Here is a 13,314-nt window from a genome sequence, read left to right on the forward strand (position 1 = left end):
CTTCCTGTTGTGGTGTCCGGCAGGCTCATCGCCCGGCCATGCACCTGAGTCTTGTGGGGTAAAGAGAATTAGTTCTCTTCGGCTGCGGGAGCTTCGGCAGGTGCTTCGGCTTCGGCGGCGGGAGCTTCTTCAGCGGCGGGCGCCTCGGCAGCAGCCGGAGCACCGTTCTCTTCTTCAAGCTTGAGGCGCAGTGCGTCAATGATGCGTGCAGCTGCGGCGGCGGGAGCCTTGAGGACGCCTGCAACCTTGGCGAGCTGCAGCTCGCGGGACTCGAGCGCTGCCAGTTCGGCAACCTCGCTGGCGTTCAGTGCCTTGCCCTCGAAGTAGCCGGTCTTGATGACCAGCTGCTTGTTGGCCTTGGCAAAATCCGTCAGGCTCTTGGCAGCGGCAACTGCGTCACCCTTGATGAACGCGATTGCAGTGGGGCCGGCAAGCTGGCCGTCGAATGCTTCGACGCCGGCTTCCTTGGCTGCAATGGCGGTCAGGGTGTTCTTGACGACCGCGAACTTGGTGTCCTGGCCGAGAGAAACACGCAGCTGCTTGAGCTGTGCAACGGTGAGCCCGCGGTATTCGGTCAGGACAGCGGCGTTCGATTCCTTGAAATCGTTAGTGATCTCAGCTACTGCTGAAACCTTGGTAGGCGTTGCCATAACCCTCCTTCCGGGGATAGTGCCGGGTATTCGACGGTCCCCGCTCAAGAGAGCTAAAACTAAAAACGCCCCGCGCAGATGCACGGGGCTTGGCTCAACACGGTTCTCCATGGAGCTTTGCTTCGTTCACCTGCGCCGGCCGCCCTATGTTCAGGGGCCTTCGTAAGGAAAACCACGGCACCTCCCGCGCAGGACAGCAGATTTGCGCCATGTCCGGGAGAGTGGATTTCCAATAACCGACGGTCTTTGGTCATCCCAGTCTACGGGAGGGCATGACGGACCGCCAAATCGTGCCCCTGCCGCTCCCCCAGGGGCGCGGCAGGCCGTCAGCTGTTCCGGCTCTGCAGCTTGGGAAGTTCCTTCTGCCAGATGCCTGTGACCCCGGCGGTGCGGAAGCCCAGCTGCTGGTTGACGGTCAGCAGGTACCGGTTTTCCGGGGCATTCCAGGTGTAGATCACGCGCGCATCAGGAAACTGCTCTGTGAGCCGTTCCATGTTGGCCACCTTGATCAGCAGCCCCAGCTTGTTGCCCCGGTGTTCCTGCAGCACCAGCGTGTCGTCCTGAAACACCACGTCCGTGCGGTGCGCCAGCACCGTAATGGTGGTCAGCCCCACCAGGGAACCGCTGGCGATGTGCTCGACGGCGGTGACCACCGTCCGCCTGCCCTGCGCAATGGCGACGTCCTCCGCTTCACGGAGGATGCCGCCGTCGAACACCATGTCCTGCTCCACCGGCACGTCCAGTGCGGGGTCCACATCCGCGCCCGCCTGGTTCTCCAGGACGGCGACGGCTTCCAGCCACTGGTCGGGGCAGCGGTCAGTCCAGTGGTGCAGCCGGTACCGGCCGTTGTTCGCCTCGTCCGCCTCCGCCTGCAGGTCGGCCACGAGCTTCGAATCCAGCGGGAGTGAACACGAACTGAACTGCTCGATGTGCTGCAGCGTGTAGCCCGTCTTCTGGGCGAACTCCACTTCCCGGCTCTCCAGCGGAACGAACCCAAGCCCAGAACCGGGGACCAGCAGTGCCTTCTCAAACTCGTGCAGGGAAGCACCCGGGTGGTTCGTGTCCACCAGGATCATGGTGCGACCCTCAGCGCGGGCCAGGTGTTCGGCGGCTTCGAGGAGGCGGCGGCCCACGCCCTGGCGCTGGAACTCGGGCAGGATGTCGAGGGTGAACTCCGCAAGGTCCAGGTGGTCCGTCATGGGCAGGGCGATATCCACGGTGCCCACGATTTCGCCGTCGACTTTTGCCACCAGGATGAGCTGGCGCTCGTACGGGTCCTCGAACTCGAGGAGCTTCTCCAGCGGCCCGTAGGCGAGGTCGTCACTCCCCCAGGTCTGCATCCTGACCTTGCGGCCCACTTCGACGGCGGCCAAAAAGTCCGCCGCGTCCGGAGAGTCCAGCGAGTCGGGGATCCAGAGCTGCTCGATCTTCACGTCTTTTGCCATATGGGGCATCATCCCAGCCGTTTCTGCCACTCACCCTCATAGCCTGCAGGTGTGAATCCAAGCGCGATATTAATCGCCAGCATATGCTGGTTTTCGTTGGCGTTCCATGTCAGGACCGACTTCGCTGCGGGCCATCTCGCCTGGGCCATCCGCAGGTTCCTGATCTTGATCAGCATCCCCAGGCGGTGCCCCCGGTGCTGGCCGGACACCAGGGTGTCCTGCTGCAGGATGACTCCGGGGACCTCCGGCCGCCAGTTGAGGACGGTGTAGGCGACCAGTTGGCCGGTGGGCCTGTGCATCGCCGCTGACACCACGGACTGCACTCCGCTGCGGGCAAGCATCTCCTCGTCCCGGCGAACCCTGTCCGCGTCCCAGAGTTCGCCCTCCCAGTCCATTCCGGCCGTGGGCACATCAACGCTCATCCGGGCGTTCAGGTGCGCGTAGCTGTCCACGAGTTCGGCGGGGCAGGCATCAGCCCATCCCACAAGCGTGTAGTCCCCCGCATGGGCGGACGCGGCAGCCTCCAGTGCGGCCAGCCGCTCGGGTGGCACGGGCAGGACAAGGCGGCTGGACGTCTCCACCTGTTCCAGCTCGTAGCCTCCGGCCGCCGCGAAGGCGGTGGAAGGCTCCCCCGCCGGCAGCCCCCCGGCCCCGGATTTTGCGGGCAGCAGCGGACCTGCGCCTTCCATCACGTGTGCCGGCAGTTCAAAGTAGCCGTCCAGCGAGGTACGGCCGTGCTGCTGCGCCACGTCCTCGGCAAACAGCAGGAGCTGGCGGCCGATCCCGCGGCGCCGGAACGCGGGTACCACCAGGACTCCGATCCCGGCCGTCCAAAGGTTCTCCCGCAGTGGCAGCGTCACCGAGCACATACCGACGGTTTTCCCGTCGATCCGGCCCACGAACAGGTGCCGGGCCTCATAGGGGGTTCCGCGCCAGTGTTCCAGTTCCTCGGCGAGGGTGTATCCGCGGTCAAGGTTGCCCCAGGTCTCCAGCTCGTGCGCCTGCCGCATTTCCTGGCAGTCAAGGAAGTCCCGTGCGTCCTGTGCTTCGTCCAGGGACCCGGGCATCACGACGGCGGTAATCGCCAGGCCGTTCGGCTGCGTCATGACCATAGCCTAGCCAGCCCGGGCTTGCTGTCGAGTGCGGCGACGGGAAAGGTGGGGCTAACGCGGAAGGGACCGCCCGGCTGCTGCCGGGCGGTCCCTTCCTGTGTGCCGGAATGGCACGGGATGCTGCTAAAGGCTATGCCTCGATGAGCACCTTGGTGACGTTGGGGTCAACGGAGATGCCGGGACCGAACGTGGTGGCAACCGTTGCCTTCTGGATGTAGCGGCCCTTGGCAGCGGACGGCTTCAGGCGAAGCACCTCTTCCAGGGCTGCGGCGTAGTTCTCGGCCAGCTTCACGGCGTCGAACGAGACCTTGCCGATGATGAAGTGCAGGTTGGAGTGCTTGTCGACGCGGAAGTCGATCTTGCCACCCTTGATGTCGTTGACGGCCTTGGTGACGTCGGGGGTCACGGTGCCCGTCTTCGGGTTCGGCATCAGGTTACGCGGACCCAGGACCTTACCGAGGCGGCCAACCTTGCCCATGAGGTCGGGGGTGGCGACGGCGGCGTCAAAGTCGGTCCAGCCGGCGGCGATCTTTTCGATCAGGTCGTCGGAACCAACGAAGTCGGCGCCGGCGGCGATTGCTGCCTCAGCCTTGTCACCCGTGGCGAACACGAGGACGCGGGCGGTCTTGCCGGTGCCGTGGGGCAGGTTGACCGTGCCGCGGACCATCTGGTCAGCCTTGCGGGGGTCAACGCCGAGGCGGAAGGCAACCTCAACCGTGGCGTCGAACTTGGACGGGTTGGTGTCCTTGGCGAGCGTTACTGCCTCGAACGGCGCGTAGAACTTCTCCGCGTCGATCTTGGCGGCTGCTGCCTCATATGCTTTGCTGCGCTTTGCCATGCTGCTTGTTTCTCCTTGTGCAGTTGTGGTCTGCGGACCGCGCTGGGCCCTGCCACAGTCGGTGGTCCGGTCTCGTTATTCGGCCCGGATGCCCGACATTTCAATTTTTGATGGTGCCGGTTTCCCGGCGGTGCCGCCCGTCGTCGTCAACTGCCCGAGTCCGGAAGGCTGGACGGGGTATTAGCCCTCGACCGTGATGCCCATGGAGCGGGCGGTACCGGCGATGATCTTTGCTGCACCTTCGAGGCTGGTGGCGTTGAGGTCTTCCATCTTGGTGGAGGCGATCTCGTTGACCTGGGCCTGGGTCAGCTTGGCAACCTTGACGGTGTGCGGAGTGGCGGAACCCTTGGCAACGCCTGCGGCCTTCTTAATGAGCTCTGCAGCCGGCGGGGTCTTGGTGATGAACGTGAAGGAACGGTCTTCGTAGACCGTGATTTCCACGGGGATGACATTTCCGCGCTGGGCTTCCGTCGCAGCGTTGTACGCCTTGCAGAATTCCATGATGTTGACACCGTGCTGGCCAAGCGCAGGACCGATCGGCGGAGCCGGGTTAGCGGCACCTGCCTGGATCTGCAGCTTGATGAGGCCGGTGACCTTCTTCTTGGGAGCCAATGTAGGGTCCTTCTCTCAATAACGTCCTGGGACACAGGAGCGTGCCTCAGGTTTTTGGCCGCCATGGCAAGGCGGCCGGCCGTTCCGGTGCCGCTAAGCGGGCAGCGCCGGGACGAATTCTTGGGTTGTCAGATCTTGGTGACCTGGTTGAACGCCAGGGTGACCGGCGTTTCGCGCTCGAAGATGGAGACCAGCACCACGAGGGTCTGGGATTCCGGCTTGATTTCGGAGATGGTGGCCGGGAGGGTCTCGAACGGGCCCTCCTTGACGATGACCGACTCGCCGACTTCGAAGTCGACAGCCACGGGAGCCTGGTTCTGCTTGTTGACCGGCTTGCCCTTCTCGGCCTGCTCTTCCTCGAAGACCGGGGCCAGCATGGAGAAGACTTCGTCCAGGCGCAGCGGCACCGGGTTGTGGGCGTTGCCCACGAAGCCGGTCACGCCGGGGGTGTGGCGGACGGCGCCCCAGGAGGCGTCGGTCAGGTCCATGCGGACCAGGACGTAGCCGGGGATGCGGACGCGGTTGATGATCTTGCGCTGGGCGTTCTTGATCTCAACGACTTCTTCCATCGGCACCTGGATTTCGAAGATGTAATCTTCCATGTCCAGGGTCTGGATGCGGGTCTCGAGGTTGGCCTTCACGCGGTTTTCGTAACCGGCGTAGGAGTGGATGACGTACCAGTCACCTTCCTGGCGGCGCAGCTTGGCCTTGAACTCCTCGGCCGGGTCGGCGGCCGCGGTGGCGGCGGCAGCGGCGAGGGCGTCGGCGGGCTCGTCGTCGCCCTCCCCGTCTTTGGTCTCGGCAACGTCGGAGCCGGCGGCGTCGGATTCGGGCGCGGCGGACTCAACCTCAGACTCGTCACCGGCTTCTGCCGTGATGTCCGCGGACTCTTCCAGCTCAGTCTCGGTTACCCCGAGCTCCTGCTCAGACACTTGGTCTCCTGCTTCCTCATTGCCTAACATGCCTATTTAAATGGCTCAATTCCGCACGCCGCTGTTTCCCTCCGGTTTTCCGGAGTAAACACGCGGCCTGCGGACCCTGCAGCCTTAGCTGTCCGTGGAGCCGGAACCGCCGAAGATCCAACCGATAGCGGATCCGAATCCGATATCCAGCAGGCTGACGATGACCATCATGATGGCCACGAACACCAGCACCACGAGCGTGTAATTGATCAGTTCCTTGCGGGTTGGTGCAACAACCTTCTTCAGTTCGCCAATGATCTGGCGGACGAAGAGCGCAATGCGGGCGAAGAAGTTTGCCTTGGCGTCCTTCTTAGCTGGGCGGCCCTTGGAGCTGCTGGCAGCTGTTTCGGTCACCTGGTCCTCGCTCATCTTTGCAATGCTGGATTACCCGGCCCTGATCAGAACCATGGTTGCTGCGCTTGCCCCGGGATTTTGCCCCGGGGCAGCTTGCGCAGGGCAGACAGGACTCGAACCTGCAACCTGCGGTTTTGGAGACCGCTGCGCTACCAATTGCGCCACTACCCTATGGAGTGAATGTCACTCCGACGACGATCCGCCAGCTTGAACTGGGGCGCACGCCATCATCCGTGTTTTCAACACCGGTGAACCAGTCTACGCAACATCTGCACGTTCGTAAAACCGGCCCGTTCGGGCCCCTCACCAGCGCGTCCTGAGATCAGCTGCCGGGGCAGTCACAATTCAAAACGGGCCACCCGAAGGGTCCGGTGAACAGCATAGAGTAGAACTCGTCGAATCCCACATTCCAGCCTCACGGCTGCAAGCGAAGAACGGACCTGCCATGTCTGCCGCCCGCGTTTCCCAACGCATTTCCGCTATTGCCGAATCCGCAACCCTTGCCGTTGATGCCAAGGCGAAGGCGCTCAAGGCAGCTGGCCGGCCGGTGATTGGCTTCGGGGCGGGCGAACCCGACTTCCCCACCCCGGACTACATCGTGCAGGCAGCCATCGACGCCGCAAGCCAGCCGAAGTACCACCGGTACTCCCCCGCGGGCGGGCTGCCCGAGCTGAAGAAGGCCATCGCCGAGAAGACTCTCCGCGACTCGGGCTACGCCGTCGACCCGTCCCAGGTGCTGGTCACCAACGGCGGCAAGCAGGCGGTCTACAACACGTTCGCCACCTTGGTGGATCCGGGTGACGAGGTCATCGTTCCCACCCCCTTCTGGACCACCTACCCGGAGGCCATCCGGCTGGCCGGCGGCGTTCCGGTCGAGGTTTTCGCCGGCCCGGAGCAGGATTACCTGGTGACCGTCGAGCAGCTCGAGGCTGCCGTCACGGACCGCACCAAGATCCTGCTGTTCGTCTCGCCGTCGAACCCCACGGGCTCGGTCTACTCCCCGGAACAGGTGGCCGAGATCGGCAAGTGGGCCGCGGCGAAGGGCCTCTGGGTGGTCACCGACGAGATCTACGAGCACCTGACCTACGACGGCGTCCCCTTCACCTCCATCGCCACCGCCGCTCCCGAGCTGGGCGACAAGGTGGTCATCCTCAACGGCGTGGCCAAGACCTACGCCATGACCGGCTGGCGCGTGGGCTGGATGATCGGCCCCGCAGACGTCATCAAGGCCGCCACCAACCTGCAGTCGCACGCTACCTCCAACGTCTCCAACATCATGCAGATCGCCGCGCTTGCCGCTGTCTCCGGCCCGCTGACCGCCGTGGACGAGATGAAGGTCGCGTTCGACCGCCGCCGGAAGGCCATCGTCGCGGGCCTGAACGCCATCGAGGGCGTCGAATGCCCGACGCCGAAGGGTGCCTTCTACGTCTACGCGGACGTTCGCGCGCTGCTGGGCAAGGAGTTCCCGACGGCGTCAGGCACCGCCACGCCGCAGACCTCCGCGGAGCTGGCAGCCCTGATCCTGGACGAGGTTGAGGTGGCCGTGGTTCCCGGCGAGGCGTTCGGCCCCTCCGGTTACCTGCGCCTGTCCTACGCCCTGGGCGACGAGGACCTGGCCACCGGTGTGCAGCGCCTGCAGGACTTCCTCGGCAAGGCCCAGTAACTCCCCCCACACCGGTTGCTCCATCACTTTTGGTCCCTAAACCGCCCTTTTAGGGACCAAAAGTGATGGAGCAACTTTGGTTTAGAGGAGGCGGCGTTCGGCGGCCCACTTGGTGAGCTCATGCCGGCTGGAAAGCTGGAGCTTCCGCAGCACCGCCGAGACGTGGGTTTCCACCGTCTTGATGCTGATGAACAGCTCCTTGGCGACTTCCTTGTAGCTGTAGCCGCGGGCGATCAGGCGCATGACCTCCAGTTCCCGGGCCGAGAGCTTGTCCAGTTCGTCGTCGGCGATGTCGGCGGGGGCGGTGCCGAACGCGTCCAGGACAAACCCTGCCAGGCGGGGCGAAAACACGGCGTCGCCGCCGGCCACACGGAACACCGCGTCGGTGATCTCGGCGCCGGAAATGGTCTTGGTGACGTACCCGCGGGCGCCGGCCCGGATCACGGCCACCACGTCCTCGGCGGCGTCGGAGACACTGAGGGCCAGGAACCGGGTGGAACCCAGCAGCGGGGCGGAACCGGCGATCACCTCGCGCCCGCCACCGCCCAGCCCGCCGGGCAGGTGCACATCCAGCAGCACCACGTCCGGGCGCTGCTCGGCGATCACCGCGATGGCCTGTTCCACGGTGGCGGCTTCGCCCACCACCTGGATGCTGGCGTCAAGGTCAGCCTTCAGCCCGGACCTGAAGATCGCATGGTCGTCCACGATGACCACTCGGACGGAGTTCACGGGACGGGAGGCCGCCCCCTGGCTGGTGTTCATGGTTTCCCTTCCGAGTTATCCGTGCCTGCCGCCTGCAGCCGCAAACGCACTTCCGTGCCGGTTCCGGTGCTGAGGATGGTGGCGGTGCCGCCGTGCCGTTTCATCCTGCCGATGATCGATTCCCGCACGCCCAGCCGGTCCTCGGGCACGTCCGAGAGTTCAAAGCCGGGGCCCCGGTCCTTGATGAAGACCTCCGCCTGCCCGTCCGAGGCCTCGAGGTAGACGGATACCGTGCCGCCGCCGTGCCGTGAAGCGTTGAGCATCGCCTCGCGGCTGGCCTGGACCAGGGCTTCGTGTGCCTCGGTCATGGCGGTGTCCCCCACACTGACAACCTCGACGGCGTTGCCCAGCAGGTCCTCCACCTCCGCGGCGACCGCCTTGATCCGGTCCGACAACTGCCCCGCTTCACGGCCGGGGTCCTGGAACAGCCAGCCGCGAAGTTCGCGCTCCTGCGCACGGGCCAGCCGGACGACGTCGTGCTCGTTGCCGGCCCGGCGCTGGATGAGGGCCAGCGTCTGCAGGACGGAATCATGGAGGTGCGCGGCGATCTCCGCCCGTTCCATTTCGCGGATCCTGCCGGCCCGCTCGGCCTCCAGGTCCCGCCAGAACTTCAGCGCCCACGGCAGCAGGACCAGCACCACGCCGCCCAGCACAGCCACCGAGGCCAGCAGCGCAAGCCAGGTCTGCTCCCAGGAACCGGAGCCGGACACCATCACCAGCACCCCGGCAACCACCAGGGCAAGTCCGGCAGCCAGGCGCGCCCAGCCGCCGGCCTGGTCGGCCTTCGTCTTGTCCACCAGGCCGGCGCGCCGCGTTTCATCCAGCTGCATCCAGGCGATGGAGGCGCCGCCCAGGACCGCCGCGGCCGGGATCAGCGTTCCGAGCGGAACGTCCACCCCCAGCAGCTGCGCGATCATGATGCCGGCCACCAGCAGCAGGCCGGAGCCCAGCAGGATTTCCTTGCCGTACTTCATGGTCCGGAAGCGGAACCAGGGCGGTGGCTGGACGGAGCCGGGGGCTGCACTGGTCCGGCCGCCGTCCTCGAAAGGCGTTGCGGCCCGGGCGGCAGCACCGCCCGGTGAGGCCGCTATGCCAGCGCCCGCGCCCCGGTCGGAAAGGTCCGGAACAGGAGCCGGCACCCCGGACGGGGAATTTGCCGGCTGGCTCACCGCAGGCGCAATGGGCGACGCCGGGCGGCGGGCATTGCGCCGGGCGGCCTCGTCCGCGGTGGGAACCATGATCCACAGCCAGGCGTAAAAGGCCAGACCGGCCCCGCCGGCGAGGGAGGCGAGTGCCATGGCCACCCGGACATTCTTGACCGGCCAGCCCAGGTGGACCGCCAGGCCCGAACACACGCCCGCGATCACGCGGTCGCTGCTGCGGGCCAGGGGCGGCCTTGCCGGGAGGGTTGTCATGGAACAATCCAAGCACGGATCAGGGTTCCCCGGACCGGATTCCGGCGGCAACCGGGGGTGACTCAGGGGCGGTTCAGGGTATCCCCCAGTAGAGCGCCGACCTGCGCAAACGCGAGGATTTAGGTATGAACTCGCAGACCCCCTCCCCCGACGACGGCCAGCCCACCGAGCCCCTTCCGGGTCCCGGCAGCCAGCGGCCCACCGAGCCCCTGCCGTCCTCCGTGCCACCAACTTCGGCCCCGTCCGCGGGCCCTACCGCCCCGCAGGACGCGGACAGGAATAACGCCGGTCCCGCTGACGGCCGGAACGCCTCCGGCTACCAGCCCGGAGGCAGCATTCCTTCCGGCAGCCATGAGGCGGCGTCCGGCGGGCTTCCCGGCCCGCAGTACGCTTCCACTGCCCCCTCGCAGTCCACGGACTTCTTCACCTGGGTCCGGGGCCACGGCATCCACCGCGGCACCGACCGCTGGGTGGGCGGCGTCTCCAGCGGCATCGCCAACCGGCTGGGCGTGGACCCGCTGATCATCCGCGGCGTCTTCATCGTCCTCACGCTCTTCGCCGGCATCGGCGTGCTGCTGTACGGCCTGGCCTGGGCGTTCCTCCCCGAACCGGACGGCCGGATCCACGTGCAGGAAGCCGGGGCGGGCCGCTGGACCACAGGGATGACCGGCGCCCTGATCGCCATCATCGTGGGCCTGACGGGCCTGGGCGGCGGCTTCTGGGGCTGGACCCATAACGGCTTCGGCGGCTTCCTCTGGACCGTCTTCTGGGTGGGCGGCGCCATCTACCTGATCTACTACCTGTCCCAGCGCAACAAGGGCGCCAGGCCCGCGATGGCCGGACAGCAGCCGGGTCCCTACAGCGGTACGTACGACGCCGGGCACTCCGGAAGTGCCACCACCTCCTCCTTCTCCGCCACCGGCACAACCTACGGCACCGCCCCCGGTTCCGGGTCCATGCCGTCCTACGGCAGCGGCCCGGGCACCGGCTCCTACGCGGACGGGACCTATGGCGGCGGCACCGGAGCGCCTGCATACGGCACCCCCACGCCACCGCGGCCGCCGAAGCCCCGGCCTGCGGGTCCGGGCGCCCCCGCTGTGGCCATCGCAACGGGTGCGGCGCTGCTGGTGGGTGGTGGACTCAAGGCCCTGGACGTCACCAACGTGATTGACCTGGGCGATGCCGCCAACGCGATCGTCTGGGCAAGCGCAGCCGCAGTACTGGGCCTGGGCATCCTGGTGGCCGGCATCCGCGGCAGGACGGCAGGCGTCCTGAGCCTGTTCGCCGTCATCGCGCTGGTCACCGGGGGTGTGTACAACGTGGTGGGCGACGGCGACAGGGTCCGGTTCCAGCAGGTCAATTGGAGCCCGGCCACCATCGCGGAGGCCCAGGACGGGTACGATGTCACGGCCGGACGGGGAACTGTGGACCTCACCAACCTGGCCGACGACGCCCCGCTCAGCTCCGACGTCGTCATCCCGCTGGACATCACCGCCAGCAACGTGACCGTGGTCATCCCGGACAACGTGCCCGTGGACATCAAGGCGGACATGACCATGGGAAACCTCAATGAGGTGACCGGACAGCGCGGCGGCACCACCACCCGCGAAAGCAGCTACAACACCGACGAGCCCGGCAGCCGCCTGGTGGTCCAGATCGACGGCACGTTCAGCAACGTCACCATCGAGGAAGGCAACTGAAATGAGCAACAGCAACCAGGCCCCCGGGCCCCGGACCCCCGAACCCCGGACCACTGGCTCCTACTCGGGCGTCCCGACGGCGGCAAGCACCGATGCAGGAACGGCACCGGCCCGGGTGGGCACGGTGGTATGGGGACTGATTGTCCTGGCCCTGGCGGCCCTGATCATCGTGGCCCAGCTGGGCATCGTGACCCTCAACGGCACCTACGTCCTGATCGGGCTCATGATCGGAGCCGGCGCCGCGCTGGTGGTGGGCGGACTGCTGTCGGCCCGAAAACGTGACAATGAACCAACAACAGGGAAGTCTTGAACCATGGACAAGTTTTTCAGCATCGTCAGGGGCCTCGGCCTGAAACGCGGCCCGCAGCGCTGGCTCGGCGGCGTCCTGGGCGGCATCGCGGCCAAGCTGAACGTGGATGTGGCCTACGTCCGGATCGCCTTCCTGGTGTTTTGCCTGCTGCCGGGACCCGCCGTCGTCTTCTACCTCCTGGCGTGGGCGGTCCTGCCGGACCAGCGCAACGTGATCCCGCTCCAGACCTTCCTGGACCGGCGCTCGCTGAACCGTCCCTGACAACTCTCCCAGCAGCCCCTGCCCCCACCGGGCAGGGGCTGCTGCGTTGCCGGCGGCCGCGGCGTTTGTAACCAGTTTGTGTCGTACCCCACACCTCCCACTACACTTCTAGATGAGCTCAGCGTGGCGCTCTGCCTGTAAACCCTCTCCCAGGATTTGAGCCAAACATGAAAATTGGAATCCTCACCAGCGGTGGCGACTGCCCCGGATTGAACGCGGTGATCCGCGGCGCCGTACTGAAAGGCATCGCCATCCACGGCCACGAGTTCGTCGGATTCCTCGACGGCTGGCGCGGCGTGGTGGAAGGCGACATCATCGACATCCCCCGCACCATGGTCCGCGGCATCGCCAAGCAGGGCGGCACCATCCTCGGCACCTCCCGCACCAACCCGTTCGACAACGGCGGCGGCCCCGAGGTCATCAAGGCCCACATGGACCGGCTGGGAATCGACGCGATCATCGCCATCGGCGGTGAGGGAACGCTGGCCGCCGCCAAGCGCCTCACCGACGCCGGCCTCAAGATCGTCGGCGTCCCCAAGACCGTGGACAACGACCTTGACGCCACCGACTACACCTTCGGTTTCGACACCGCCGTGCAAATCGCCACCGAAGCCATCGACCGGCTCCGCACCACCGGCGAATCCCACCACCGCTGCATGATCGCCGAGGTCATGGGCCGGCACGTGGGCTGGATCGCGCTGCACGCCGGCATGGCCGCAGGTGCCCACGCCATCCTCATCCCGGAGCAGAAGGTCAGCATCGAGCAGATCACCGAATGGGTGAACGAAGCCCACGCCCGCGGCCGCGCGCCGCTGGTGGTGGTGGCCGAGGGCTTCGTCCCGGAGCACATGGAAACCCCGCACTCCGAACGCGGCCTGGACACCTTCGGCCGTCCCCGCCTGGGCGGCATCGCCGACCAGCTGGCACCGGAACTGGAGGCCCGCACGGGCATCGAAACCCGCGCCACCATCCTCGGCCACATCCAGCGCGGCGGCGTCCCCTCAGCCTTCGACCGGGTCCTCGCCACCCGGCTCGGCATGGCCGCCATCGACTCCGTGGTGGAAGGCTACTGGGGCACCATGGTGGCCCTGAAGGGTACGGACATCGAGCACGTCGGCTTCCAGGACGCCCTGGGCCAGCTCAAGACCGTGCCGCAGAAGCGCTACGACGAAGCCGCGGTCCTCTTCGGCTGAGCGGCCTGCTCGGTTGAGCGGCCTGGCCGCCCTAGGC

The 13,314-nt window shown here is 66.4% G+C and carries 14 protein-coding genes and 1 tRNA gene; 5 read left to right on the forward strand and 10 right to left on the reverse strand.

The features are described from left to right. Positions 1-68: 68 nt before the first annotated feature. The 8 genes from rplJ to ACJJV6_RS02065 form a co-directional block, all read right to left on the reverse strand. The gene (rplJ, locus tag ACJJV6_RS02030; RefSeq protein ID WP_133345774.1) at positions 69-650 is read right to left on the reverse strand and encodes a 50S ribosomal protein L10; all 582 of its coding nucleotides are present in this window, start codon (positions 648-650) and stop codon (positions 69-71) included. A 326-nt stretch (positions 651-976) separates the two neighbouring features. Then, entirely contained in the window at positions 977-2,095 is a 1,119-nt protein-coding gene (locus ACJJV6_RS02035) for a GNAT family N-acetyltransferase (RefSeq protein ID WP_407709810.1), read from the reverse strand. A gap of 8 nt (positions 2,096-2,103) precedes the next feature. After that, positions 2,104-3,201, reverse strand: coding sequence for a GNAT family N-acetyltransferase (locus tag ACJJV6_RS02040; RefSeq protein WP_407709811.1), 1,098 nt, complete (start codon positions 3,199-3,201; stop codon positions 2,104-2,106). A gap of 136 nt (positions 3,202-3,337) precedes the next feature. Then, the gene (gene rplA / locus ACJJV6_RS02045; RefSeq protein WP_009358320.1) at positions 3,338-4,045 is read right to left on the reverse strand and encodes a 50S ribosomal protein L1; all 708 of its coding nucleotides are present in this window, start codon (positions 4,043-4,045) and stop codon (positions 3,338-3,340) included. 180 nt (positions 4,046-4,225) lie between these two features. After that, complete coding sequence (gene rplK, locus ACJJV6_RS02050) at positions 4,226-4,657, reverse strand: 50S ribosomal protein L11 (protein ID WP_003803853.1); 432 nt, start codon at positions 4,655-4,657, stop codon at positions 4,226-4,228. A 128-nt stretch (positions 4,658-4,785) separates the two neighbouring features. After that, positions 4,786-5,589 carry a transcription termination/antitermination protein NusG gene (gene nusG, locus ACJJV6_RS02055; RefSeq protein ID WP_407709812.1) on the reverse strand — a complete coding sequence of 268 codons (804 nt, stop codon included), beginning with the start codon at positions 5,587-5,589 and terminating at the stop codon, positions 4,786-4,788. 114 nt (positions 5,590-5,703) lie between these two features. Continuing rightward, positions 5,704-5,988: a preprotein translocase subunit SecE gene (secE, locus tag ACJJV6_RS02060; RefSeq protein WP_009358322.1), complete on the reverse strand. Its 285-nt coding sequence runs from the start codon at positions 5,986-5,988 to the stop codon at positions 5,704-5,706. 83 nt (positions 5,989-6,071) lie between these two features. Further along, positions 6,072-6,144: transfer RNA gene (locus ACJJV6_RS02065), tRNA-Trp, on the reverse strand. 274 nt (positions 6,145-6,418) lie between these two features. On the opposite strand from ACJJV6_RS02065, the gene ACJJV6_RS02070 reads away from it, so the two are divergent. Continuing rightward, positions 6,419-7,636 carry a pyridoxal phosphate-dependent aminotransferase gene (locus ACJJV6_RS02070; protein ID WP_407709813.1) on the forward strand — a complete coding sequence of 406 codons (1,218 nt, stop codon included), beginning with the start codon at positions 6,419-6,421 and terminating at the stop codon, positions 7,634-7,636. A gap of 81 nt (positions 7,637-7,717) precedes the next feature. Here ACJJV6_RS02070 and ACJJV6_RS02075 read toward each other — a convergent pair whose 3' ends face one another. Together ACJJV6_RS02075 and ACJJV6_RS02080 are read right to left on the reverse strand one after the other, a co-directional pair. Next, positions 7,718-8,398 carry a response regulator transcription factor gene (locus ACJJV6_RS02075; RefSeq protein WP_009358324.1) on the reverse strand — a complete coding sequence of 227 codons (681 nt, stop codon included), beginning with the start codon at positions 8,396-8,398 and terminating at the stop codon, positions 7,718-7,720. Beyond that, a complete protein-coding gene (locus tag ACJJV6_RS02080; protein WP_407709814.1) occupies positions 8,395-9,813 on the reverse strand; it encodes a PspC domain-containing protein in 1,419 nt (472 codons plus the stop codon). The genes ACJJV6_RS02075 and ACJJV6_RS02080 overlap by 4 nt, the downstream gene beginning before the upstream one ends. Positions 9,814-9,938: 125 nt before the next feature. Here ACJJV6_RS02080 and ACJJV6_RS02085 point away from each other — a divergent pair, with 125 nt between their 5' ends. The 4 genes from ACJJV6_RS02085 to ACJJV6_RS02100 all read left to right on the forward strand — a co-directional run bounded on the left by ACJJV6_RS02085 (position 9,939) and on the right by ACJJV6_RS02100 (position 13,277). After that, positions 9,939-11,513 carry a PspC domain-containing protein gene (locus ACJJV6_RS02085; RefSeq protein ID WP_407709815.1) on the forward strand — a complete coding sequence of 525 codons (1,575 nt, stop codon included), beginning with the start codon at positions 9,939-9,941 and terminating at the stop codon, positions 11,511-11,513. 1 nt (position 11,514) lies between these two features. Beyond that, the gene (locus ACJJV6_RS02090; protein ID WP_407709816.1) at positions 11,515-11,823 is read left to right on the forward strand and encodes a hypothetical protein; all 309 of its coding nucleotides are present in this window, start codon (positions 11,515-11,517) and stop codon (positions 11,821-11,823) included. Positions 11,824-11,826: 3 nt separating this feature from the next. Further along, the gene (locus tag ACJJV6_RS02095; protein WP_009358328.1) at positions 11,827-12,084 is read left to right on the forward strand and encodes a PspC domain-containing protein; all 258 of its coding nucleotides are present in this window, start codon (positions 11,827-11,829) and stop codon (positions 12,082-12,084) included. Positions 12,085-12,251: 167 nt separating this feature from the next. Next, positions 12,252-13,277, forward strand: a complete 1,026-nt coding sequence (locus tag ACJJV6_RS02100) for an ATP-dependent 6-phosphofructokinase (RefSeq protein ID WP_009358329.1) — start codon at positions 12,252-12,254, stop codon at positions 13,275-13,277. Positions 13,278-13,314 lie beyond the last annotated feature (37 nt).

The organism is Arthrobacter nitrophenolicus (genome assembly GCF_045833485.1).
In the GTDB taxonomy this organism is placed as follows: domain Bacteria; phylum Actinomycetota; class Actinomycetes; order Actinomycetales; family Micrococcaceae; genus Arthrobacter; species Arthrobacter nitrophenolicus.